Annotated in this window: 19 protein-coding genes; 9 read left to right on the forward strand and 10 right to left on the reverse strand. The window is 74.9% G+C overall.

What is annotated here, in order from left to right:
• Positions 1–46: 46 nt before the first annotated feature.
• Positions 47–1,444, reverse strand: coding sequence for an NAD(P)/FAD-dependent oxidoreductase (locus tag J7W19_RS31665; protein WP_004949783.1), 1,398 nt, complete (start codon positions 1,442–1,444; stop codon positions 47–49).
• A 354-nt stretch (positions 1,445–1,798) separates the two neighbouring features.
• Here J7W19_RS31665 and J7W19_RS31670 point away from each other — a divergent pair, with 354 nt between their 5' ends.
• Both J7W19_RS31670 and J7W19_RS31675 read left to right on the forward strand, forming a co-directional pair.
• Positions 1,799–3,160 carry an ATP-binding protein gene (locus tag J7W19_RS31670; protein WP_004949781.1) on the forward strand — a complete coding sequence of 454 codons (1,362 nt, stop codon included), beginning with the start codon at positions 1,799–1,801 and terminating at the stop codon, positions 3,158–3,160.
• The gene (locus tag J7W19_RS31675) at positions 3,157–4,284 is read left to right on the forward strand and encodes a tetratricopeptide repeat protein (RefSeq protein ID WP_004949779.1); all 1,128 of its coding nucleotides are present in this window, start codon (positions 3,157–3,159) and stop codon (positions 4,282–4,284) included. The genes J7W19_RS31670 and J7W19_RS31675 overlap by 4 nt, the downstream gene beginning before the upstream one ends.
• A 105-nt stretch (positions 4,285–4,389) precedes the next feature.
• Here J7W19_RS31675 and J7W19_RS31680 read toward each other — a convergent pair whose 3' ends face one another.
• Both J7W19_RS31680 and J7W19_RS31685 read right to left on the reverse strand, forming a co-directional pair.
• Positions 4,390–5,124, reverse strand: coding sequence for a permease prefix domain 1-containing protein (locus J7W19_RS31680; protein WP_004949778.1), 735 nt, complete (start codon positions 5,122–5,124; stop codon positions 4,390–4,392).
• Positions 5,121–5,462 carry a PadR family transcriptional regulator gene (locus J7W19_RS31685; RefSeq protein ID WP_004949776.1) on the reverse strand — a complete coding sequence of 114 codons (342 nt, stop codon included), beginning with the start codon at positions 5,460–5,462 and terminating at the stop codon, positions 5,121–5,123. Before J7W19_RS31685 ends, J7W19_RS31680 begins: the two co-directional genes overlap by 4 nt.
• Before the next feature lie 217 nt (positions 5,463–5,679).
• Between J7W19_RS31685 and J7W19_RS31690 the strand changes: the two genes are divergently transcribed.
• Together J7W19_RS31690 and J7W19_RS31695 are read left to right on the forward strand one after the other, a co-directional pair.
• Entirely contained in the window at positions 5,680–6,678 is a 999-nt protein-coding gene (locus tag J7W19_RS31690) for a daunorubicin resistance protein DrrA family ABC transporter ATP-binding protein (protein ID WP_040891310.1), read from the forward strand.
• Positions 6,675–7,574, forward strand: coding sequence for an ABC transporter permease (locus tag J7W19_RS31695; RefSeq protein WP_004949772.1), 900 nt, complete (start codon positions 6,675–6,677; stop codon positions 7,572–7,574). The genes J7W19_RS31690 and J7W19_RS31695 overlap by 4 nt, the downstream gene beginning before the upstream one ends.
• A gap of 81 nt (positions 7,575–7,655) precedes the next feature.
• Here J7W19_RS31695 and J7W19_RS31700 read toward each other — a convergent pair whose 3' ends face one another.
• The 3 genes from J7W19_RS31700 to J7W19_RS31710 form a co-directional block, all read right to left on the reverse strand.
• Positions 7,656–8,615, reverse strand: coding sequence for an L-tyrosine/L-tryptophan isonitrile synthase family protein (locus tag J7W19_RS31700; protein ID WP_004949770.1), 960 nt, complete (start codon positions 8,613–8,615; stop codon positions 7,656–7,658).
• A gap of 125 nt (positions 8,616–8,740) precedes the next feature.
• Positions 8,741–10,159 carry a cytochrome P450 family protein gene (locus J7W19_RS31705; RefSeq protein ID WP_004949767.1) on the reverse strand — a complete coding sequence of 473 codons (1,419 nt, stop codon included), beginning with the start codon at positions 10,157–10,159 and terminating at the stop codon, positions 8,741–8,743.
• A 313-nt stretch (positions 10,160–10,472) separates the two neighbouring features.
• Entirely contained in the window at positions 10,473–11,546 is a 1,074-nt protein-coding gene (locus tag J7W19_RS31710) for a glucose-1-phosphate thymidylyltransferase (protein WP_004949766.1), read from the reverse strand.
• A gap of 465 nt (positions 11,547–12,011) precedes the next feature.
• Between J7W19_RS31710 and J7W19_RS31715 the strand changes: the two genes are divergently transcribed.
• Entirely contained in the window at positions 12,012–15,782 is a 3,771-nt protein-coding gene (locus J7W19_RS31715) for an AfsR/SARP family transcriptional regulator (RefSeq protein ID WP_078588153.1), read from the forward strand.
• 63 nt (positions 15,783–15,845) lie between these two features.
• Here the strand turns inward: J7W19_RS31715 and J7W19_RS31720 are convergent, their stop codons facing one another.
• A complete protein-coding gene (locus J7W19_RS31720; RefSeq protein ID WP_004949762.1) occupies positions 15,846–16,805 on the reverse strand; it encodes an aromatase/cyclase in 960 nt (319 codons plus the stop codon).
• 609 nt (positions 16,806–17,414) lie between these two features.
• On the opposite strand from J7W19_RS31720, the gene J7W19_RS31725 reads away from it, so the two are divergent.
• Together J7W19_RS31725 and J7W19_RS31730 are read left to right on the forward strand one after the other, a co-directional pair.
• A complete protein-coding gene (locus J7W19_RS31725) occupies positions 17,415–18,203 on the forward strand; it encodes a hypothetical protein (protein WP_004943521.1) in 789 nt (262 codons plus the stop codon).
• 157 nt (positions 18,204–18,360) lie between these two features.
• A complete protein-coding gene (locus J7W19_RS31730) occupies positions 18,361–18,612 on the forward strand; it encodes a hypothetical protein (protein ID WP_152264675.1) in 252 nt (83 codons plus the stop codon).
• 323 nt (positions 18,613–18,935) lie between these two features.
• Here the strand turns inward: J7W19_RS31730 and J7W19_RS31735 are convergent, their stop codons facing one another.
• Complete coding sequence (locus J7W19_RS31735; RefSeq protein WP_004943514.1) at positions 18,936–19,439, reverse strand: helix-turn-helix transcriptional regulator; 504 nt, start codon at positions 19,437–19,439, stop codon at positions 18,936–18,938.
• 287 nt (positions 19,440–19,726) lie between these two features.
• Entirely contained in the window at positions 19,727–20,458 is a 732-nt protein-coding gene (locus tag J7W19_RS31740; RefSeq protein WP_004943511.1) for a TetR/AcrR family transcriptional regulator C-terminal domain-containing protein, read from the reverse strand.
• A gap of 345 nt (positions 20,459–20,803) precedes the next feature.
• On the opposite strand from J7W19_RS31740, the gene J7W19_RS31745 reads away from it, so the two are divergent.
• Both J7W19_RS31745 and J7W19_RS31750 read left to right on the forward strand, forming a co-directional pair.
• Complete coding sequence (locus J7W19_RS31745; protein WP_004943507.1) at positions 20,804–22,276, forward strand: MFS transporter; 1,473 nt, start codon at positions 20,804–20,806, stop codon at positions 22,274–22,276.
• A gap of 168 nt (positions 22,277–22,444) precedes the next feature.
• The gene (locus J7W19_RS31750) at positions 22,445–22,678 is read left to right on the forward strand and encodes a hypothetical protein (protein WP_004943504.1); all 234 of its coding nucleotides are present in this window, start codon (positions 22,445–22,447) and stop codon (positions 22,676–22,678) included.
• Here the strand turns inward: J7W19_RS31750 and argF are convergent.
• Positions 22,650–23,642 (reverse strand): ornithine carbamoyltransferase, encoded by a 993-nt coding sequence (argF, locus tag J7W19_RS31755; protein ID WP_004943502.1) that lies wholly within the window; start codon positions 23,640–23,642, stop codon positions 22,650–22,652. The two genes, J7W19_RS31750 and argF, sit on opposite strands and share 29 nt — an antisense overlap.
• Positions 23,643–23,700: the final 58 nt, after the last annotated feature.

Genomic DNA, 23,700 nt, shown 5'->3' on the forward strand with positions numbered 1-23,700 from the left:
GCCGGGCGGCCCCGACCCGGGGTCCCGGCCGGGAGGCCCCCCGCCCTCAGCCCGCGTCGGCGGACGACGACGTACGGGACCGGATCTCCTCGGGCGTGAGGTACGCGTCCGTGTACTCGAAGTCCCGCAGCGTGGCCGGCCGCCGGCTCTGGAAGCCCGTGCGGACGTAGTCGTCGCCGGCCGCCGCGTTCAGCAGCCAGTTGGTGGCCGTCCGCACCTTGGCGACGTTGGTGCGCAGCGCGAGCAGGTGGTAGCCGCGGGCCACCGCCTGCGCCGGGAGGCCCGTCAGTTGCACACCCAGCGGTTTGGAGACGGCGTCCTTCCCGCCCAGGTCCACCACCAGCCCCAGGTCCTTGTGGACGTACGGCCGCAGCGGCTCGCCGCGCAGCGACGCCACCACGTTGTCGGCCACCACCTTCCCCTGGCGCTGGGCGTGCTGGGCCGTGGGCGGGCACACCGCGCCGTCGCCCTTGGCACGGTCCGGTACGGCCGCGGCGTCGCCGAGGGCGAAGACGCCGTCGAAGCCCGGCAGCGTCATCCGGTCGGTGACCGCCAGCCGGCCCTTGACGGTCTCGGCGCCCAGCGTGCCGACCAGCGGACTGGCGGCCACCCCCGCCGTCCAGATCAGGGTCCGGCACGGCAGCTCCCGGCCGTCCGTCAGCGTCACCCGGTCCGCCTCGGCCTTCGCCACCGAGACGCCCAGCGACACCTCGATACCGCGCCGCCGCAGCGTACGCGCCGCCTCGGCGCCCAGCCGGTCGCCCAGTTCCGGCATCAACTTGGGGGCCACGTCCAGGATGTGCCAGTGCACGTCCCGGGCGTCCAGCCGCGGATAGCGCTCGCAGGCCGCCGTGGTGATCCGTTGCAGGCACGCCGCCGTCTCCGTCCCGGCGTACCCGCCGCCGACCACGACGAAGCGCAGCCGCGCCTCGCGTTCGGCGGCGTCCGTGGCGGCGTCGGCCAGGTCGAGCTGGGCGATGACGTGGTCCCGCAGGTACGCCGCCTCGGCCAGCGTCTTCATGCCGCGGGCGTGTTCGGCCAGCCCGGGGATGTCGAACGTCCGGGTGATACTGCCCGGCGCCAGCACGATGACGTCGTACGGCTCGTTCACCACCTCGTCGGTGATCTTCCGTACGACGCACACCTTGGCCGCCGGGTCCACCCCGATGGCACCGCCCGGCAGCACCCGCGTCCGGCGCAGCCCACGGCGGAGCGAGACCGCCACCGACTGCGGGGTGAGAACTCCCGAGGCCACCTGCGGCAGCAGGGGCAGGTAGAGCTGGTAGTCGAAGGGCGTGACCAGAGTGATCAGCGCTTCATGGGGCTTGAGCCGGCGTTCGAGCCGCCGTGCGCACTCCACACCGGCGAACCCCCCGCCGACGATCAGAATCCGCGGCCGGCCCGCGACCCGGCCCGCCTCCGTGGTGGTCGTATGCGTCGTCATGGTGTGACGTGTGCTCGTTCGGCGGCGATTCAGTACTGGTTACCGGGTCGAGCCGAGTGGACCCGTCCCGGGCCGGGCGGACGGTCGCGCCCCGCGGCGCCGCGGCCTGGACCGGTCGCCCCGGCGTGACCGTCCACCGCTGGGCCCACGAAGACCGCGTCACCCGCCGCGGCACCAGTCGGGACCGCGTCCGCTACGACCTGCGGGAACTCCCGCGGAAGACCGCGGACGACGACGGGGAGACCTCGCCCGGCCCGCTGCCGCCCCCCCACGGTCGGTCCTCCCGGCCTTGGCGGTGTGCGGCCCATGGAGGGGGTTCATGGGCAACGGGTGGCCTTCCGTAAAGTGTGCGCCATGTCGGTGGAACCCCCTCTCATACAGAGCTTGCGCACGGCCGTCGCGGCGGCACCCGATGACGTGCCCCTGCGCTTGCACCTCGCGGATCTGCTGCTGTCCGCGGGCAGTGGCGACGCCGCGGTGAGGGAGATCGCCGTGGCGTTGCAGCGCGCGCCCGACGACGCGCACGCACGCGAGCTGATGCTCCGGGCCCTGGCCGGTACCCCGGCCCCCGAGCCCCCGGCCCCCGAGCCCCCGGCTCCCGCGCCCGTCGAGGCCGTACCGCCCGCGCCCCCGCAGGCCCCGCCGGCGCCCGTCACCGTCCCGCCCCAGGACCCCGCGACCGTGCCCGGGCACCCGCCCGCGCCGGCCCCCGCCCCGGGCCGGGGATTCGACTGGAAGGCCGCGGAGGACCAGATCGGTGACGTCGTGCCACCCCGTTTCGTGGAGGCGCCGCTGAGCGACGACGGCGGTGGGGACCCGGGAGACGCGGCGGCCTGGGACGTGGAACGGCCGGGAACGGTCCGCCTCGCGGACGTGGGCGGCATGCGGGAGGTCAAGGAACGTCTGGAGGCCGCCTTCCTGGCGCCGTTGCGCAACCCGGAACTGCGCCGGCTGTACGGCAAGAGCCTCCGAGGGGGACTTCTGCTGTACGGCCCGCCGGGCTGCGGAAAGACCTTCATCGCGCGGGCCGTCGCCGGTGAGCTCGGCGCGAGTTTCCTGTCGGTCTCGGTCAACGACGTCCTCGACATGTGGATCGGCAACTCCGAGCGCAACATGCACGAGATCTTCCGAACCGCCCGCCGTCAGGCACCCTGTGTGGTCTTCCTGGACGAGCTGGACGCGCTCGGCGGGAAGCGCAGCCGTACCCAGAGCAGCGGCATGCGCAACACCGTCAACCAGCTGCTGACCGAATTGGACGGTGTCGAGGCGGAGGCGAACGAAGGCGTCTTCGTGCTCGCCGCCACCAACGTGCCCTGGGACGTGGACATCGCCCTGCGCCGCCCCGGCCGACTGGACCGGACCCTGCTGGTGCTGCCGCCCGACGGACCGGCGCGGGAGGCGATTCTCCGCTACCACCTGCGGGAGCGGCCCATCGAGAACATCGATCTCGGCAAGCTCGTCAAGGCCACCGACGGCCTCTCCGGAGCCGACCTGGCCCACCTGTGCGAGGCCGCGGCCGAGAACGCGCTGCTGGACTCGGCCCGGACCGGGACCGTACGCCTGATCGGGATGAAGGACCTGATGGCCGCGGCGGCGCAGATCGCGCCCTCGACCGAGCCGTGGTTCGCGGCCGCCCGCAACGTGGCGATGTACGCGAACGACGGCGGGACGTACGACGAGCTGGTGGCGTATCTGAAGAAGAAGAGGAAGTTGTGACGGCACAGCAGTCGGCGGTCGAGCAGGCCCAGGTCCTCATCGACTTCGATCGCTACGAGGAGGCCCGAGAGCTGCTGTCGCGGCGCATAGCCGAGGACCCCGGCGACCTCCGCGCCTGGGTCAAGATCGGTTACTGCCACCTGAACCTCGAGCAGGAACAGCAGGCCCGGGACGCGGCGGCCGAAGCCCTCACACTCGACCCGGAGGACTACGGAGCGCTCATCCTCCGCGCCCAGGCGCTGACGCGCGGCCCCGGCGCCTCCTGGCTCGAGGTCGAGCCCGTGCTGCGCGAAGCGGTCCGCGTCGACCCCCACCACTGGTACGGATACGCCATGCTCGCCGACGCCGTCTGGCGCATGTCGCTCCTCCGCTACGCCCAGGCGACCGGCGCCACGAAGCTTGAGCACCACGAGATCGACCGCGTCTCCCGCGAGGCGGCCGACCTGGTCATGGAAGCGCTGCGGCTGGGACCCGAGGAGGTGTACGCCCACGAGGTCGCCCTCCGGATCGCCGGCGCCTCGGGCAACAGCACCGTCGCCGACCAGCTCGAACGCGCCATCCTCCGCATCGACCCCACCCACGCCGACGCCCTGGCCTCCCAGACCAGGAAGGCCGCCCAGGCCCCGGGCGTCAAGGCCGTCCAAGCCGCCGACCTCTACGCCGCCGGCCTCGCCGCCGCACCGGACTCCGCCGAGTTGCAGCACGGCCTCGACCAGGCCACCTACCGCATGCTGCGCGGCATACGGTGGCTCGCCCTGCTCTGCGTGGGTCTCGCCGCCGCGGGCGTGGACCTGTTCGCCGGCGACGGCGCGACACAGCGGCAACTGCCGCTGCCCCTCGGCCAGCGCCTGTGGGACCTCGTGCCGATGGCCGCCATCTGGTTCGTCGGCGGCCTGCTGCGCTACCGCCGCCGACGCGCCGGCGTCCAGCTCAACGTGCGGTCCCTGATCCGCCGTCGCCGCTGGGCCCGCGTCGTGGTCGCCCAGGCCGGCTGGGCCATGCTCTGCGCCGTGCTGATCGTCGAAGTCCCCTGGACGGACCGGTCGTTGCCGCAGGTGCTGTTCTGGGCGGGGCTGGTGCCGACGTTCGCCACGCTCTGGTTCGACAGGGCGAAGACCCGCTGAGGAGCGGCGGCCGGAACCGCCCTGCTCCGGCCGTTTCCTCGTGACCACTCCACCGTCCGCCGCCCCCGGTGGCCGGCCCCGGCCGCCACCTGTGCCGGGGCGGCGTCAGGGGCGCAGCGTCGGCACAGGCAGTCGTGCGCACAGGCGGCTGGCTCGGGCCGGGCCCGCGGTGACGGCGTGGGAGGCCGCGGTGAGGAGGGTGGCCAGGGTGGTCAGGGGCCAGTGGTCGGTGAGGGGCATGGTGGTGGCGAGGACCAGGGTGCACAGCGCCATGGACGCGGTGACCGCCGTGCTCGTCCACGCCACCGTCCGGGGGAGCCGGGACGGAGTCGGTATCCAGCGCGCCAGGGTGCCCGTCAGGGCGATCACCGCGAAGGCCAGGAGCGCGGCCAGGGCGGTGAAGGTGGTGATCCGGGTGGCCAGCAGGTGCGCCGTGTGCGTGAGGTGCCAGGCGCCGGAGGGGGCGGTGGTGTGGAGGAGGTACCAGGCGGCGAGGAGGAGGGGGGTGGCCGCCGCGGTGGCGCGGGCGGTCTGCCGGACCTGGGCGATGGTCAGCTCGTGCTGACAGGCGGGGAGGAGTTCGTCCACGGATCCGCAGTCGCGGACGGCGCGTTCCGCCGCCAGGTCGCGGTTCATGCCCGCGTGGACATGGGCCGCCACCGCGTCCTGCAGGCTGCCGCGCAGCTCCTCCAGCAGGCGTGCCTTGGCGGCGGGCGGGCCGTGGAGCGCCGCGCCGAGGGCGGTGAGGTGGTCCTCGACGGGGTCGGCGGCGGTGAGGACGTCGCTTCGGGGTGCTTCCGGGCCGTCGGCGAGCCGGTCCGCCGGGCCGTCGGGGGTCATGAGGCGAGCCCGGGGCGCGCGGCCGGGTTGAGGACGGAGCCGATCGCCGTGGTGAACTCGTGCCAGGCGGTCCGTTCGGCGGCCAACGTGTGCCGGCCGGCGTCCGTCAGCTCGTAACGGCGCCGCCGCCGCTCGCCGTCGGCCTCCCAGGTGCTCCGCAGGAACCCCAGCCGTTCCAGGCGGTTGAGCGCCGGATAGATGGTGCCGGTGCGGAGCTCCAGCATGCCGTTGCTGCGCTGCTGGACCGCCGTGATGATCGCGTACCCGTGGAGCGGGCCGGTCTCCAGTACGGCGAGCAGCAGCCCGTCGAGATGTCCCCGTACAGCGTTCTGCCTCATAAGTAGACAGGCTACTCAGGAGAGTTGTCGGTGTGCTATGTATTCCCAGCCAACATATTGACAGGGTGCGGGTGTAGGGTGCCGACAGTGCCGGTTCCCGGTGAACCGCCCGTTCGTCTCCGCTCGTTGATGCGTTCCGAACACTTGATTAGGCGGCCGGCGACGGGCAGTTTGGGCGGGCCGGGCGGTTTCCGCATACGGAAGGGGGGTGGCCGCGATGGCGCCGAGCAGCGGTGCGGCGGTCGAAGTGGCGGGATTGGTCAAGGTGTTCGGGGGCGGGGTGCGGGCCGTGGACGGCATCGACCTCGTCGTGCCCACCGGGGGCGTCTACGGGGTGCTGGGGCCCAACGGGGCCGGCAAGACCACGTGCGTGAGAATCCTGGCGACGCTGCTCCGGCCGGACGGCGGCCGGGTACGGGTGTTCGGGCGTGATGTGGTGGAGGACGCCGAGGGCGTCCGCGCGCGGGTCGCGCTGACCGGCCAGTACGCCTCCCTCGACGACGATCTGACCGGCTCGGAGAACCTCGTGCTGCTGGGGAAGCTGCTCGGCTACGGAGCCCGCGGCGCCCGGCAGCGGGCGGCGGCGCTGCTGGAGGGATTCGGCCTGGGCGAGGCCGGCGGCCGGCAGGTCAAGGGCTACTCGGGCGGTATGCGGCGCCGGCTCGACATCGCCGCGTCCCTGGTGAGCCGGCCGGACCTGCTGTTCCTCGACGAGCCCACCACCGGGCTCGACCCGCGCAGCCGCAACCACGTCTGGGAGATGGTCCGCGCGGTCGTCGCGCAGGGCACCACCGTGCTGCTGACCACGCAGTACCTGGACGAGGCCGACCGGCTGGCGTCGCGCGTCGCGGTGATCGACCGCGGGCGGGTGATCGCCGAGGGGACGAAGGCGGAGCTCAAGGCGTCGGTCGGCGCCGGCTCGGTGCACGTCCGGCTTGAGGACGCCGGATGCCGGGAGCGGGCCGCCGGCGTCCTGGACGCCTGCCTCTCGGGCGTGACGCAGCGGGACGACGACCCGGTGGCCCTCACCGTCCGCCTGGGCGGCGGTGGCGCGGCGGCGGCCGAACAGGCGTCCAGGGCCCTCGCCGAACTGACCCGGGCGGGCATCGGCGTGGAGTCGTTCTCGCTCGGCCAGCCCAGCCTGGACGAGGTGTTCCTGGCGTTGACGGACGACGGCTCCGGCGCCGACCGGGTGGCGGGGAAGGTGGGGGTATGACCACGGTGACGGGCGCCGGGACGGGGTCGGAATCCGGCGCGGGACGAGAAGCCGGCGCGGGACCGGAAGGCGCGGGCGCGGAGGAGCCGAGGACGGCGAACGCGCTCATCGGCGCCCTGGTCGCGGGCGAACGCCCGCCCCGCCCCAGCGCGTTGACGACCTCGCTGGCGTTCGGCTGGCGGGCGGTGCTCCGCATCAAGCACGTACCCGAGCAGCTCTTCGACGTCACGGCGTTCCCCGTGATGCTCGTGCTGATGTACACGTACCTGTTCGGCGGCGCCCTGGCCGGCTCGACCGGCGCGTACCTCCAGTACCTGCTGCCCGGCATCATGGTGACGTCCGTCGTGATGATCACCATGTACACCGGGATGGCCGTCAACACCGACATCGCCAAGGGCGTCCTGGACCGCTTCCGCAGCCTGCCCGTCTGGCGCCCCTCGGTCATGGTGGGCTATCTGCTGGGCGACATGCTGCGGTACGTCCTGGCCTCGGTGATGATGCTGGCGATCGGCCTGGTGATGGGCTACCGGCCGCACGGCGGGGCCGGCGGAGTGATCGGAGGAGTGGCGCTGCTGCTCCTCTTCAGCTTCTGCTTCTCCTGGCTGTGGACGATGTTCGGCCTGCTGCTCCGCACGGAGAAGGCGGTGATCGCCGTGTCCATGGCGGTGATCTTCCCGCTGACCTTCCTGAGCAACGTCTTCGTCGAACCGCGCACCATGCCGGGCTGGCTCCAGGCGTTCGTCAACAACAGCCCGCTGACGCACCTGTGCAGCGCGGTGCGCGGACTGACGGAGGGCGGCACGCCGTCGGCGCACATCGCCTGGACGCTGGGCTGGTCGGCCCTGTTCGTCCTCGTCTTCGGCCCGGTCACGATGCGGCTCTACGCCCGCAAGTAGCGCCGGAGGGGGCGGGAGTTACGGAGAGGGGCGCGCCGAGGCGTCCGCCCCTCTCCGGGCACCGCTCCCGCGGGCGGTGTGTTACGCCTGCGCCATCGGCAGGTCGGTGCGGTAGTGGGTCACCCGGCCGTTCTCCCGCACGGGCTCGCCGAGTTCGGCGGCCCGGGTGTGGTGGACCAGCTGGAAGCCGTCGGGGTGCTTCAGCAGGGTGGCGTGCCAGGGGGTGGTCCAGGGGTTGGTGGTGTCGAGGAACTTGATGCCGTACTTGGCCTCGTTCCGGTTCTGCGGGTGGATGGACAGCCGGACGGTGTCCTGGTGGTAGTCCGCGATCAGGCTGGCCCAGGCCCGGCTGCGCGCGATGACGTGGTAGGCCCGCTGCCGGGACTGGCGCTGGAGGGCGGCCTTGCTGCCCGTCCAGTCCGGGGTGTCCTCGACGAGGAAGCGGGTGATGCCGCGGTACATCCGCAGGGTGGACTCGTCGGTCTTCACCTCGGCGCGCAGCTGCTCGACGGTGGGCGCGTACCGGTCGGCCGTCATACGGCGCTTCTCGTCGTAGTCCAGGTCGGGCCCGTACACGTCACGCAGGTCGAACGTGCCCAGGTGGTCGAGGCCCTCCTCCTGGATCATCGTGCGCAGGGCGTCGCCGTAGGCGTCGATGTGCTCGTCCGGAACGCCGATGACGTCACCGAAGATGTGGCCGTCCGAGCAGATGAGGACCCGCGCGCCGGGCGAATAGATCTTCTCGATACCGGTGCAGAGGTCCTGCAGGAAGTGCAGGGCGAGCCGCTCGCCCTCGTCGGGCAGGTGGCTGATGACCTTCGCGGTGTTGGGCGACTTGCAGGGGAAGCCGGGCAGGGAGAACAGGATGGGCTGCCGGCGTTCCAGGTGGTGCGATATCTGGCGTATCTGATGCGGGAAGTCGTGGGTGGTGTCGTTCTCCGGGTCCGGCTCGATGGTCCGGCGGTGCGGCAGCAACTGGGACAGCACGGCATGGGCGGTCTCGGTGAGGGACTCGGTCGCCGACGGAGTGGTGGCGGGCATGGGTGGTCTCGCTTCCTGGTGAAAGAACGGCCCGGGGCGGGGTCGCCGTCCCGGGCCTCGGGTGGGTCGGTCGGTGCTGTGGGTGGTGGTCCGGGCGGTGCCGTGAGTGGTGGTGCGGATGGTGGTCAGTGGCGGAAGGGGCAGCGCGGAGCGGCGTCCTGGCCGCCTTCCGGGGCGTAGCTGAGCGGCAGCCGGTTGACGCCGCGGGCGAGGACTGCGTGGACCCAGGGCAGCTCACCGGGGCCGGCCTCCAGCCGGAGGTCGGGGAGGCGGGTGAGCAGCGTCCGCAGCGCGGTCTGCAGCTCGATGCGGGCGAGGGCCGCGCCGGGGCAGAAGTGGATGCCGTGGCCGAAGGCGAGGTGCGGGTTGGGCTGCCGGTCGAGGTCCAGGGTGTCCGGGTCCGCGAACCGCCTGGGGTCCCGGTTGGCCGCGCTGAGGGAGACGATGACGGAGTCCCCGGCGGGCACGGTCTCGCCGTGGAACTCGGTGTCCTCGGCGAAGAAGCGCCACGTGGTGAGCTCGAAGGCGCTGTCGTAGCGCAGCAGTTCCTCGACGGCGCGGGCGAGGAGGGCCGGGTCGCCGTCCTCGTCGGTGAGGGATTTCCGCAGCCGCTCCAGCTGTTCCGGGTGGCGGAGGAGGGCCACGAGGGCGGTGGTGATCTGGTTGGTGACCGGCTCCTGCCCGGCGACCAGCAGCTGGAAGACGATCGAGTCGGTCTCCTCGGTGGTCAGCGAACCCTCGTCGTGCGCGGCCACCAGCGTGGTGAGCAGGTCGTCGCCGGGCTCCCGGCGCTTGGCGTCCGTGACGCGCGCGATGTACGCCTGCAGGGCGCGCAGCCGTCCCTCGTACACCGGGCGCTGCGGGTCGCTCGGGCCCACGGGCTGGACGACCTTGCCCCAGTCGCGGTCGAAGTCCCGGGCCAGTTCGGTGGGGAGGCCGATGACCTCGGCCAGGACGCGGAAGGGGAAGTGCGCGGCGAAGCCCTCCACGGCGTCGAAGGAGGCCCGCCCGCCGGCGTCCGCCGGGCCGTCACCGAGCGCGGCGTCGAGGAGCTCGTCGGCGATCTCCTGGATGCGCGGGCGCAGGCGCTCGACGGCGCGGGGCGTGAAGGCGTCGGTGACCATGCGCCGCATGTGGGTGTGCTTCGGCGGGTCCTGGTGCAGCAGGTGCACCTGGAGCTGGGAGTGCTGCGGCTCGGGCATGATGGCGGCCTTGGACCGCCAGGCGTCGTTCCCGAGGTCGTGGTTCTTCCCGAACCGGTCGTCGGTGAGCGCCTGCTGGGCCGCGTCGTAGCCGGTGACCAGCCAGGCGTGGACGCCGCTGGGGAAGTGGACCCGGTGCAGGGGGCCCTTGTCGCGGAGGCGCGTGTACAGCGGATAGGGGTCGGTCTTGTAGTCCTCGCCGTAGAGCGGTACGGGGTCGGGCAGCGGCTCGCGCTCCTGCCGGGTCCGCTCTTCCGCGGAGCCGGAAGGGCCGGACGGACCGGCGGGGACGGCCGGGTCCGCGGGGAGCCGCGTGGTGCCGTGGGTGTCGGGCTGTGCCATGGGTGTGTTCCTTCGGGGATGGGACGGGTCGGTGCGGGACGGGGACGGTGACGGGGACGATGGCGGTCGCGGGGAATGGAGCGGTGGTGGTCCGGGGACCGTGTCCGGGGCGCCGCGCCGGCGCCCGCGGAAGCGCGTTCGGCTTCCGGGACGAGGGGCGGGGCACCGGCGGTTCACGGCCGTCGGACGGAGGGGAGCCGTCCGCGGAGGGGCGGCGGGCGCGCGCCGGGGCTCGCGGTCCGCCGGGGGACGCGCCGGAGCCGCCCTCAACGGGGGCGTGAGCGCGGGGAGTCGCGTCGCGACGGCCCGGACGTCAGGCCGCGACCTCTACCCCCGCGTGGTCGCCGATCACCAGCCGGTGGTGCCGGTCGCCGTGGTCCGCGGCGCTGACGGTGGCCCCCCGGCCGATCACCGAACCCTCGATGCCGTGCATCCCGGTGACCGTCGCGCCGTCCAGCACGATGCTGTTCCCCAGGTACGTACGGCGCAGGGCGCAGCCGCCGCCGATGGACGTGTACGGCGCGACCTGGCTGTCCTCCAGGACGGTGCCGGCGCCGATGACGGCCGGGCCCTGGACCCGGGAGCGGACCAGCCGGACCCCGGGGCCGAGGTCGACCGGCCCGGTCAGCTCGCTCGCCGCGTCCACGGACGCCGTCGGGTGGCGCGCGGCCCGCAGGCCGTCGAGGACGGCGCGGTTGCAGTCCAGGACGTCCGCGACCTCCCCGGTGTCCTTCCAGTAGCCGTCGTACTCGACGGCGCGGACCGGGGCGCCCCTGGTCACCAGCTCCTGGATGGCGTCGGTGATCTCCAACTCCCCCCGGGCGCTGGGCCTGATGGCGGCGATCGCGTCGTGCACGGCCGGCGTGAAGAAGTACACGCCGATCAGCGCCAGGTCGCTGCGCGGCTCCCGCGGCTTCTCCACCAGCCGCAGCACCCGCCCGTCCGGCGCGGTCTCCGCGACGCCGAAGGCCCGCGGGTCGGACACCTTGTGCACCAGCACCTGGGCGGCCGTGCGGGCCGCCCGGAAACCGGCGGCGGCGTCCGTGATCCCCGCGGGCAGCATGTTGTCCCCGAGGTACATCACGAAGTCGTCCTCCGCGAGGAAGGCGCGGGCCGTGATCACGGCGTGGGCCAGCCCTCTGGGGGCGTCCTGGGGGAGGTACGTGAGCCGCACCCCCAGCCGCGAACCGTCCTGGAGGGCGGCGGCGATCTGGTCCCCGCGGTCGCCGGTGACGATCCCGATGTCATGCACGCCGGTCGCGCGGATGTTCTCCAGGACGTATTCGAGCACGGGCTTGTTCGCGATGGGCATGAGCTGCTTGGGCATCGAGTGACTGAACGGCCTCAGACGGGTTCCCGACCCGCCCGAGAGGACCAGTGCCTTCATAGAGCCTCTCCTCGCAACCGTTCCCGCCGCGCGGGCGGGAACCGCCAGTGGATCGCCGAAAGGACGTCGGTCGAACGGGACGATGGAACGACGGTGCGACGGCACGGCGGAACGCCCGGTGCCGACGGCGCGTCAGAGGTGGCCGCCCGGGCGCGCCGGGCGCCGCGCGGGACGGGCGGGACCGGTCCGGGTGAGGCCGTGGGGATCGGCTCGCGGGCCCGGAGGCCGTACGCGTCGCGCTCCCGCGGGGGGTGTCCCTGCCGCAGGGCGCAAAGAACCGATGATGGGAAAGTATTCTTGGCGCGTGGTGAGGCTGTCAAGGAACTCACCCGGGGGTTCCGGCCGTTGCCGGCCGATCCGCCGCCCGTGCGCCGCTCGGCCGCCGTCCTCGGTGGCGCGTCACGGTCGATTGTCTGTCCGAAATTCTCTCCTGACCGCGACATTCATCCCGTACAGTGATCAACCATGATGGCCTCACGGGGGAGTGCTGTCCGGTTCGGCGTACTGGGCACACTTGAGGTATGGGACGGGGACGACCGCCTGCAGGTGGGCGGTCCGCGCGCGCGTGCCGTGCTGGCGGCGCTGCTGCTGGAAGCCAACCGGGTCGTGTCCTTATCACGGCTGGTCGACGCCGTATGGGAGGACGCCCCTCCCGCGACGGCCGAACACCAGGTGCGCAAGGCCGTGGCGGAGCTGCGGGCCCGCATCCCGGACGGCCGGCTGCTGCTGCTCACCGACGGGCCCGGCTACCGGATGGTGGTCGACGGCGGCCAACTCGACCTGCTGCGCTTCGAGAAGGCCCTCGCCCGGGCCCGCGCGGCGACGGACACCGACGAGGAGGCCGCCGCCCTGGAGGGCGCCCTCGCCCTCTACCGGGGGCGGGCCCTGCCCGAGGGCCGCAGCCCGCTGCTGGCCGCCGCGGCGGCGATGCTGGAGGACCGCCAACTCGGCGCCCGCGAACGCCTGCTGGAACTGCGGCTGGAACAGGGCCGCACCGAAGAGGCGGTCGCCGGGCTGCGCTCCCTGGTCGCGGAGCACCCGCTGCGCGAATCGGCGGCGGCCCTGCTGATGGTCGCCCTGTGCCGGACGGGCCGGCAGGCCGACGCCCTGCGCGTCTACCACCAGCTCCGCCACCTGCTCGCCGAGCAACTCGGCATCGACCCCGGCCCCGAGGCCGCGCTGCGCTACGAGCAGATCCTGCGCAACGAGCCCGCCCTGCACGGCGGCACGCCGCGGCCCGGCCGGCGGGCCGCCGCCGGCCGGGCCGGCCGCCCCGCGCCGCCCCCGGCCCTCCCCGAGGAGCCCCACCGGGCCCCCGGCGCGGGGGAGTTCCCCGGCGCGGACGACGAGCACGGCGCCGCGCCGGACGCCGGGACCGGCCGCGCGCCGGGCGCGGGGAGCGGCCGGACGCCGTACGGCTCGGCCGGCCACGCGCCGGACGCCGGGAGCGGCGCCGGACCGTACGACGCGAGCTCCCGGCCGGGGGCCGCGACTGGCCCGGACGGACGCGTGTCGGCGTCCGCTCCGGTGTCCGTGCCGACGTCCGTGCCGACGTCTGTGCCGACGTCCGTGCCGGACCCGGACTTGTACCGGACGCCCGCCCCGCATCCGGCCGCGTACCTGGCACCCGCCCCGCAGGCGGGCTCGTATCCGGCGTCCGACCTGGCCTCGGCCGGGCACGCCGCCTCCGTCCCGCAGGCGGGCTCGTACCCGGCGTCCGGCCCGCGATCGGACGTGCACCCCGCGCCCGCTCCGCAGCCGGGCTCGTACCCGGGGTCCGTCTCCCACCCGGTCGCGCACCCCGGACCCGTGACGTCCCCGGGCACGTACCCCGCGTCCGCTCCACCGCCGATCGTGTACTCGTCGCCGGCCCCGTCCTCGGGCACGTACCCGGCGTCGCCCCCGTCCGCGGGCCTGCGCCCCGCAACCGACCCGCACCCGGCCGCGCACCCCGTGCCCATCCCGTATTCGGGCCCCGCGCCCGCCCCGTACCCGGGCCCCGCGCCCGTCCCGCCCCCGGGCGCGTACCCCCTGCCCGTGCTGCCGCCGGCCCCCTACCCCGCGTCCGTGCCCCCGCGTTCCCTGCCGCATGATCTGCCCGACTTCACCGGGCGGGAGGAGGAGACGCGCCGGCTGCTGTCGCACGCCGGACGGGAGGCGGAGCGGCCGGCGGCGGTGATGGCGGTGGACGGCATGGCCGGGGTCGGGAAGACCGCTCTGGCCGTGCACGCCGCGCACCGTCTCGCCCCGCACTACCCGGACGGGCAGATCTTCCTCGATCTGCACGGCTTCACCGCCGGCCGCGCCCCGTTGACCGCCCACACCGCCCTGGGCGTCCTGCTGCGGGCGGTCGGCGTGCCCGACCGGCAGCTGCCCCCGGGGCGCACGGACCGGGAGCAGCTGTGGCGGGCCGTCACCGCCGGCCGGCGCCTGCTGCTGCTGATCGACAACGCCGCCGCCTCCGAACAGGTGCGCCCCCTCGTCCCCGGCACCCCCGGCTCCCTGGTGCTCGTCACCAGCCGGCCGCGCCTCTCCGCCCTCGACGGCGCCGTCCACCTCAGCCTCCAACTGCCCCCGCCGGGCGACGCCCTGCGCCTGCTGGGCGCCGTCCTCGGCCGCGAACGGCCGCGCGCCGAGCCCGAGGCGGCGGCCGACCTCGTGACCCTGTGCGGACGCCTCCCGCTGGCCCTCCGCGTCGCCGCCGGTCGGCTGCGCAACCGCCCCCAGTGGACGATCGCCGCCCTCAACGACCGGCTCCGCGACGAGTCCGCCCGCCTCGCCGGCCTGGTGGCCGAGCACCGTGCCGTCGCCACCGCCCTGGACCTGTCGCGCACCGCCCTGCCCACCCCCCACCGGCGCTTCTTCCACCTGCTCGGCCTGCACCCCGGGCCGGACTTCGACGCGCGGACCGCCGCCGTCCTCACCGGCACGTCCCCGGCCGCCGCCGAGGCGCTGCTGGAGGACCTCCTCGACGCCCACCTGCTCACCCAGCACACCCCCGGCCGCTACGCCTTCCACGAACTGGTGCGACTCCTCGCCCGCCACCACCCCGACGCGCCGCCGCCCGCGACCGTCCACCGGGCGGTGCACCGGCTCCTCGACCACTACCTGCGCACCGCGACCCGGGCCGCCGAACTGATCGACGCCCCCGCCCGGCCCGCCCTCCCGGCGGAAGCCGCGCCTGCCGACGAGCCGCTCGCCGACGAACCCGCCGCCCTGGCCTGGTTCCAGGCCGAGCGGCCCGGCCTGCTGTCCGCCCTCGCCCTCGCCGAGGAGCGGGGCCTCGACCGGCACGCCGTCCGGCTGGCCCTCGCGCTGGCCCCCTGCCTCCGGCTGCGCGGTCACACCGAGGACGAACGCCAGGTGCTCGGCGTCGCCGCGGCCGCCGCCCGCCGCCTGGGCGACCACGAGCGGCGGCTGACCGCCCTGACCGACCTGGCCGCCGCGTGCTGGCACCTCGGCCGCGTCGCCGAGGGACTGGAGAGCGCCCAGGAGGCCCTGGCCCTCGCCGAGGAGCTGGACGACGGTCCCGGCACCGCCCTGTGCCTCAGCCGGATCAGCATGTTCTCCACCACCCTCGGCCGGTACGAGGAGGCCATCGACTTCCTGCACCGCGCCCTCGCGCTGCTCAGCGGCACCGGCGCCGACGGCGAGGAGGGCACCGCCCTCGCCTGCCTCGGCACCGCGCAGAGCGCCCTGGGCCGGCACGCCGAGGCGCTGCAGACCAGTCGTCTGGTCACCCTCGGGAGCAGGACGGCCGGCGACGCGCACGGCGAGATCACCGGCCTCACCGGCGAGGCCGCCTCGCACGCGGCGGCCGGTGCCTTCGACACGGCGCTGCGCCGGCTGGCCGAGGCGTCCGCGCTGGCCCACCGCATCGTCACCCCGCACGGCCAGGCCGTCGTCCTCGCCCGCTACGCCGACGTCTACCGCCGCCAGGGCCGCCACGACGAGGCGTTGCGCGCCGGCCACGCCGCCCTGGGGCTGCTGCGCACCGTGCGCCGCCCGGCCCTCGCCGCCACCGTGCACAACGTCCTGGGCGCGGTGCACCGCGCCCGCGGCGACCTCGACCTGGCCCGGCGCCACCACCAGCAGGCCCGCAGGCTGGCCCGGTACACCGGGCTGCGCAGCGAACTGGTCCTGGCCCTGGACGGCATCGCCAAGTCCCGCGCCCCCCGGGCCGGTCACCGGCCCGGCAGGCCCCGCACCGCCCCCTTTGTCTCTTCTCCCAACTGACACCCCTCTCTCAACTGACGTGCCTCTCCCAACCGACGCCCCTCTTCCTACGCCGCCGGCCGCTCACCGGAGACAGCGCGCCTCCGCGTACTCCTTGGCGTACCGCAGCGTCAGCCGGCTGTCCGTGCGCAGCGCGGTCCGGACGACGTCCTTGGCCTGCGCCACGCCGGCGCCCTCGCCCAGCACCGCGCCGATGGCCGCCGGGTCGACCGCGACGGTGTGCCGGGAGGTGACCGTCACCGCGTCCCCGCACGGCGTGAACAGCCAACTGCCCGTGTGCAGGCTGAGCAGCGCGGGCAGCCGCGTCTGCTTGAAGACGATGCGCCGCGGCGGGAAGCACACCCGGACCGTGCCGTTCCGCCCGGCGTTCCGGCCGTCGGCACCCGCCCGCCCCCGGCCGCACGGAGTCCGCCCCCACGCCCGCGCGGCCAGCGCGGCCGCCGAGCCGCCGGCCGACGGCAGCCGGTCCGACCACAGTTGGGCCTCGCGGACGAAGGCGTAGGCGTCGGCGGCCGAACCGGCGATGCGGACGCTGTCCTCGAACGACAGCAGCAACTCATGCCCCCGCAGCCCCAGTTCGGCGCTGCGCCGCAGCGCCTCCAGCTCGGCGCGGGCCCGGCGCACCACCGTCCGGCCGATCCGGGCGAGCTGCCGCGGATCGTCGTCGACGGCGCGGTACTCGTGCCACAGCCGCACCCGGCACTCGCGGGCGGAGACCGGTTCGAACTCCCACCGGCCCCCGAGGAAGGCCAGCGGAGGCGCCGGCACCTCCTGCCGGAAGCCGATGCAGCGCCGGTCCGGCGCCAGGACGCGGCGCGAGACGCAGCCGCGCGGCTCGCCGTCCGCGACCGCCCACACCCGGATCACGTCCCGGCGGCCGGTCCGTTCGAGGCAGTCGACGTGCACCAGCGGCGGGAAGACCCGCGGCCAGTCCTCGGCCGCGGCCACCAGCCCGTAGACCCGGTCGACGGGAGCCCGCACGGTCATGGTGTGCTCGGCTCCGCGCCGGTCCTCTCCTGCCATCGTCGTCAGTCTCCTTCGAGTCCGTGGACGGCCGGCGCCCGGCCCGCCCGCGCCGGTGGACCGGGGCGGGCGGGCCGGGCGCCGGCCGCCGGGGTGCCCGCCCGCGCGGCGGCGGGCGCGACGGCGCGCGGCCGGACGCGGCCGGGGCGCGGGCGTCGCCGCGGGCGAGGGGCGGTACGGGTGCGGTGCCCGGTGTGAACAGGGGTACGGGACGCGGTCCCCGGGCCGGCGAACGGGCGGCGGGGGCCGGGCCCGGCACGTCCGCCCCGCGCCGACCGGTGGAAGGGCGCGGCCGGGGCGGGAGGGGCAAGAGGGGGCAGTCCGTCCTCGTCCCGGTGCGGAGGGTGCAGGGGCACCAGTGTGGTGGGCATCGTCTTGGCTCCCTCACCCGGTGTCAAGACCGCCTCGGCGCGGAGGAGACGCTTCCGCGGGGCGGCGCCGACAGCCGGGGACGGACGCGAGGGACGGCCGCGGGACCCCGGGGGAGCGGGGCCGGGAACCGGCCGGGAACGGCGGGAACGGGGCGGGAACGGACCGGTACCCGCCCGGTAACCGGCTCCGGCAGGCTCGGGCCCGGTCGCACAATCCACCCGCCCCATGGAGCCCCGGATGACGCACGCACCGATGCCACACGCCCCGATGTCACACACCTCGGCCCCGGTCGACACCACCCCGGCCCGCCGCCGCCTCCTCAAGGACCTGGCCGTCCTGCGGTGGCTGTACGACGAACTGGCCGGCGCCCTCACCCGGCCCCGCAGAGTCGTGGAAAAGGTCAGCGAGCGCGGCTCGCCCGGCATCCCGCTCGACACCCGGGTCCTGGACGCCAGGTCCGACATCCGGTCGGTGCTGACCGGGTGGGCGGCCCTGGTCCGCGAGCAGCGCGGCGTCGTCGCCCCGGAGCGCGACACCGCCGCGCTGACCGCCTTCCTCGCCCGGCACGCCGACTGGCTGGCGGCCCATCCGGCCGCCGCCGACCTCGCCGCCGAGACCGGGGAACTGATCCGGGCCGCCTGGTCCGCGCTCTCCGGCCACCGCGACCGGCACGTCGTCGTCGGCGCCTGCGTCCGGCCGGGGTGCCCCGGCCGGCTGGCCGCCCGCCTGGGCACCCGCGCCGCCGCCGGCGAGGCCGCCATCGTCTGCTCCGCCGACACCGGCCACACCTGGTCGCCGGAGCTGTGGCACACCCTGGGCCCGCGCGGCGAACGCCCGGGCCCGGGCGCGGGCTTCACGGCCCAGGAGATCTCCGTCCGCTGGGGCGTCGCCTCCGGCACCGTCTACTGGCTGGCCAGTACGCACGGTTGGGGCCGGCGCAAGGAAGGGCGGCGCGTCCTGTACGACCGCGCCGACGTCGTCGCCACCATGCGGGCCCGCGCGACGGACCAGGCCCTGGCCGGCTAGCGCCGGGCGCGGGATCCCTCCGAATGGCCGCCTCTCTTCGAACGGAACGGCCGGGCGAAGCGTTTCCCCGCCCGGCCGGGCTCGTTGAGCGGTGACGGGTCACCCCCTGTTCAGGCTGTTCAGGAAGACGAAAAGCGGAGGAATGCCTGTGTACCGGATGAGTGTCGTATCGGCCGCGGTCGTCGTGCTCGGAGCCCTGTCCCTGCCGGCCGTCGCCCAGGCCCGACCGGCCGCCGCGCCGATTCCGTCGGCCGGACCGGTCGTCCACGCCGTACCGGCCGACCAGCCCCCCTTCCCCTACGCCGACTGCATCAGCGCCGCGAGGAAGAAGGGCGAGTCCGCCTCGTACGCCAAATGGCACTGCGACGAGCTCGTGAAGAAGGGCTGGGTCAAGCCGCCCAAGCGCTGACACCGCGTCGCCCGCGCCCTCCCGCCCCTCCGGAGCGGGAGGGCGCGCGGCGTGCGGGCCGCGGCCGGTTCTCAAGGAGCCCGGCGGCGGAAACCGGCGGGTGACACCGGCCGTCCCCGGGGAAATCGGCGGGCCGCCACGGTCCGGCACCCGCGGACGGAATTCATGGTGGGCGGCGGTGCCGGTCCTGACAAGGGAATCTGCGGCGCCCTCGGCCGGGGTGGCGGGAATCTGGCAGGAACGCCTGCCATCCCGCGCGGAGCGGGAAAACGCCTGCCATTTCCGCGCGTACGGCGACTGGGGCGGGCTCTCACCGCGCCGCTTCAGGAGATCCCGTACGGCATGCGGGTGCACAGCTCCTTGCGGTTGGCGACGCCCAGCGCCTCGTACACGCGCCGTATCCGGCGGTACATCGACCGCTCGGAGCAGTAGAAGCGGCGGGCCATCTCCCCGACCGGGACCCGTTCGCGGAGCATGCCCAGCAGCGCCCGCTCCTCGTCGGAGAGCGCGCTCACCGGCGCCTCCGCGCCGCCGGGCGCGTGGGCGGCCGACGCGGGCCGGGCGGGCGGGGCGCCGACGGCCGCGGCGTGCTGGAGCAGCGGCCCCCGCAGGACCCGGAACGACTCGGAGGGCTGCACCAGGACGCACGGGTCGGCCGCCGGGCCGGGGACCGCGCGGCGCCGTCCCGGCGGGGAGTGGTACGACGAGCAGATCCGCGGTACATGCCGGTTTCCTTCGTCGGCCGACAGCAGGCGCCCGCTCCGCGCACGGGGGCCGGAAGCGCGGCCCGCCGGGCGGACCCGGGAGCCGTATTCCGTCCGGCGCATACTGAAAACCAGCGCCAGGATTCCAATATGCTGTCACTGCATGGCAGTTGAAGGCAAGTGGCCGTCGCGGGCGCCGGCGCCGCGCACCGCATGGCCCCCCTGTCGGGGGCCGTTAGGCGTCGAGCCCGGGCGTCGGCCGTATTCGGCGCATTTACCCGCACGGTTTCCCTGTTTCTCCGGGCGGCCCGGTTTCCGGCCGGGCGGCCCGGTTTCCGCCGCGCGGCGCGCCCCGGCGGAAAAGCCGCCCGCGATTCACCAGCGTTTACGCCGGGCGGCGCGGACGGCCGTCAGGGCCGCCCCGCCCCCTGCCGCGCTCCCATGCCGTCGAGCAGGTACTCCAGGCCCGCCGCGAAGTTCCCGTCCCAGTCGTCGTCGGTGATGTAACTGTGGGCGGCGACGGTCGGGTACCGCTCCCGCCGGCCTTCGAGGTAGTCCCGTCCGGCCCGTGCCTCCTCGGCGGAGAGCCGCAGGCTCGACTGGGCGGCGGTGGCGCCCATCACATGGTTGTACAGCGCCCAGGTGGCGGCGTTCAGCCGGTCCTCGCCCAGCCCGGCCCGGAGCAGCGCCGACTGCAGGAACTCCATCCAGGCCAGGAAGTTCGGCCCCAGCAACGGCCGTCGCCGCGACGGCAGTTCGGCCGACCAGGGGTGGCGCAGCACGGCCCGCCGCCAGTCGTGGAGCAGCCGCGCGATGTCGTCCCGGGGGCGGTCGGTGGGCCGGTCGGGGACCGGCGTCTCGCCGAAGATGGCGTCGACGGCCAGGTCGACGACGTCGTCCTTGGTCGTCACGTGCCAGTAGAGCGTGGTCGCCCCCGCCCCGAGCCGTTCGGCCAGCCGGCGCATCGTCAGCCGGTCGAGGCCCTCCTCGTCCAGCAGCGCCACGGCCGCCCCGACGATCCGCTCCCGTGTGAGTGGCGCCTCCGTGCTCCGGCCGGCCCGCGCGGGCCGGAGCCAGACGCTCCCCACGCCGCGGTGGGCCCGGCCGTCCCGCGTGTGCTCGCTGTCGGTGATGGCCTCCACCTCCCCCTGTGCATGACCACCCCTGGGTGATCACCCCGAAAAACGCGCACAACGTATCACCCGGCGCCGCGCGTCCGGCCACCGCCGCCGGGCGCTCCGCGCGCGGCCGCGGCCTGTTCCGGAATGCGACGGGACGGCCGGTGCGGACCCCGCTCCGGAAGCCTCCGCGTCCGCCGCGACCAGGGCCGACGCCCTCCCGCCCGGCCTTGTCCACCTCCGCCGTCCACTCCGCAACTCCCGTTCTGAGTACGGCATTTCGACCTTGTCCGCCCGAACGACGGTGTAGTACGCTCGCCGCCCGCTCGACCAGCGTTCCAGTAACTCGACCGATGTACGAGGTGACGCATGGTGCTGCCCGAAGTCCCGGTGTCCCCGGCCGACTCCAAGCGCTGGCGGACCCTGCCGGTGGTGAGCCTCGCCCAGCTGATGGTCGTGCTGGACGCGACGATCGTGAACATCGCCCTGCCCTCGGCACAGCACGACCTGGGCATGTCCGACACCGACCGGCAATGGGTGATCACGGCCTACGCCCTCGCCTTCGGTGGACTCCTGCTCGTCGGCGGCCGGGTCTGCGGCGCCCTCGGCCGCCGCCGCGCCTTCCTCACCGGCCTGGTGGGGTTCGCCGCGGCCTCCGCCCTCGGCGGAGCCGCCGGCGACGCCGGCACGCTCTTCGCGGCCCGCGCCCTCCAGGGCCTGTGCGCCACACTCCTCGCCCCGGCGGCCCTCTCCCTGCTCGCCCTGACCTTCACCGACGCCCGCGAACGCGGCCGGGCGTTCGGGGTGTTCGCCGGCGTCGGCGCCGGCGGCGCCGCCCTCGGCGTGGTCGCCGGCGGCCTGCTCACCCAGTACGCCGACTGGCGTTGGTGCCTCTACATCAACGTCCCCATGGCCGCCCTCGCCCTGGCCGGCACCCCGTTCCTGCTCCGCGACCGGCCCGACCGCGGCCTGCCGCGCGTCGACGTGCCCGGCGCGCTGCTCAGCGCCGCCGGTCTGGTCGCCCTGGTCTATGCCTTCGCCCAGGCCGAACCGCGCGGCTGGACCGACCCCGTGGTCCTCACGCTGCTGACCGGAGGCGTCCTGCTCCTCGCCCTCTTCGCCGCCGTCGAGACCAGGGCACCCCACCCGCTGCTGCCGCCGCGCGTCCTGCTGCACCGCGCCCGCGGCACCGCCTTCTCGTCGGTCTTCCTCATGTTCGTCGCGATGTTCGGGTTCTTCCTGTTCGTCAGCTACTACACGCAGACGATCCTGGGCTACTCCGCCGTCCGCGCGGGCATGGTCCTGCTCGTCAACGCCGTCGGCGGGATCGTCGGTTCGGTCGGCGTCGCGGGGCGGCTGCACCGGCGCACCGCTCCCCGCGTCCTGATCGTCGTGAGCCTGCTCTCCGCCGCCGCCGGGATGCTGGTCCTCACCCAGCTCACCGCCACCAGCTCCCACGTCTTCCTCGTCTACCTGCTGCCCGCCCAGATCCTTACCGGCCTCGGCCTCGGCTGCCTCCTGGCCACCGCGACCGACCTGGTGACCGCCGGCATGGGCCCGGCCGACGCCGGCATCGCCTCCGCCGCCTACAACGCCGTCCAGCAACTGGGCGCCGCCCTCGGCACCGCCCTGCTCAACTCCGTCGCCACCAGCGTCACCGCCGGCTACCTGGACCGCCACGGACGCGGCCGCGACGCCGTCGACGCCGGGACCGTGCACGGTTACACCGTGGCCCTCTGGGTCGCCTTCGCCGTCCTCGTCTGCGGCGCGCTCACCGCCGGCGCGCTCTCCCCGAGCGGACCGGCCGGCAGCGGCGCCCACGCCACCGGACCGGCCTCCTGAACCGCCAACAAGGCGTGACCACCGAGGAGTTGACAGATGCAGCCGGCCCGCCGTGGCCGTCCCGCGCGGGCCGCGGCTACCGTCGTCCGGCGCCGCCGCCGGCCGGTCCGCGCCGGGAGAGCGCGCACCGACGGATCCACGTACTGTCCGGCAGGAGGGCGAGGGACCATGCGGAAATCGGCGCACCACGACACGATCAGCGCGCGGTACCAGTCCGTGAGCAGCCGCTACGACCTGGTGAAGAACCTTCCCTACGCCTTCGCCGAACGGGAGACCCTCCTCGCGGCGCTGCCCGACCTCACCGGCCGGTCCGTCCTGGACGCGGCGTCCATGCGGCCATTCTCACCGCCCCCCGGTCCCGTCCCGCCTCCGCTCAGACCGCCCGCCGGCGGGCCGCGGTGATCAGGGCGTGGAGCACCGCCTGGGCGGTGGGGAGCCGGTTGGCGGCCTGCTGCCAGGCGAGGCAGCGGGGGCCGTCGAGGACCTCCGAGGTGATCTCCTCGCCGCGGACGGCGGGCAGGCAGTGCAGCACCACGGCGTCGCCGGGGGCGTGGGCCAGGAGCCGGTCGTCCACCCGGTAGCGGGCCAGGCGCCGACGGCGCTCGTCGGCCTCGTCGCGCCGGTCCATGGGCACCCACACCTCGGCGTAGACGGCGTGCGCGCCCCGGACGGCGTCCTCCGGTTCCTCGGTCACGGAGACGGACCCGCCCGTGCGCCGCATCGTCTCGCGGGCCTCGTCCAGCAGGCCGGGATCCGTCGCGTAGCCGGCGGGACGGGCGATGGTCAGGTGCATGCCGGTGGCGGCGCAGGCGGAGAGGAAGGAGTTGCAGGTGTTGCTCCCGCCGTCGCCGACGAAGGCGGCCCGCAGGCCCTTCAGCGTCCCGAAGTGCTCCCGCAGGGCGAGCAGGTCGGCGAGGGACTGACACGGGTGGTGGCTGTCGCTCAGCGCGTTGACGACCGGCACCTCGGACACCTCGGCCATCCGCTCCAGCACGCGGTGTTCGAAGGTGCGCACGGCGACGGCGTCGAGGTACGACGAGAGGACCCGGGCCGTGTCGGCGACGGTCTCGCCGCGGCCGAGCTGGAGCTCGTCCCGGTTCAGCACCACGGCGGCCATGCCGAGCCGCTGGGCGGCGGCGGCCAGCGACACCCGCGTCCGCGTGGACGGCTTCTCGAAGACGCACCCGACGGCCCCGCCCCGCAGACCGTCGGCCCACCCCAGTGGCTCCCGCTTCATCGCCTCCGCCCGGTCCAGGAGGGTCCGCAGGGTCTCCGGGGCCAGGTCGCCGACGCGCAGCAGGTGGTCCGGAATCTCGCCGTCCGCGGCGGGGGCCGCCCGGCGGGCCGCCGGTGGCGGTCGGGTCATCGCGCGCCTCCGGGGGCAGGGGTCCGGCGACACGGGTCCGCCGACGGGGGCGTCGACG

The sequence above is a fragment of the Streptomyces mobaraensis NBRC 13819 = DSM 40847 genome (genome assembly GCF_017916255.1).
Classification (GTDB): Bacteria; Actinomycetota; Actinomycetes; order Streptomycetales; family Streptomycetaceae; genus Streptomyces; species Streptomyces mobaraensis.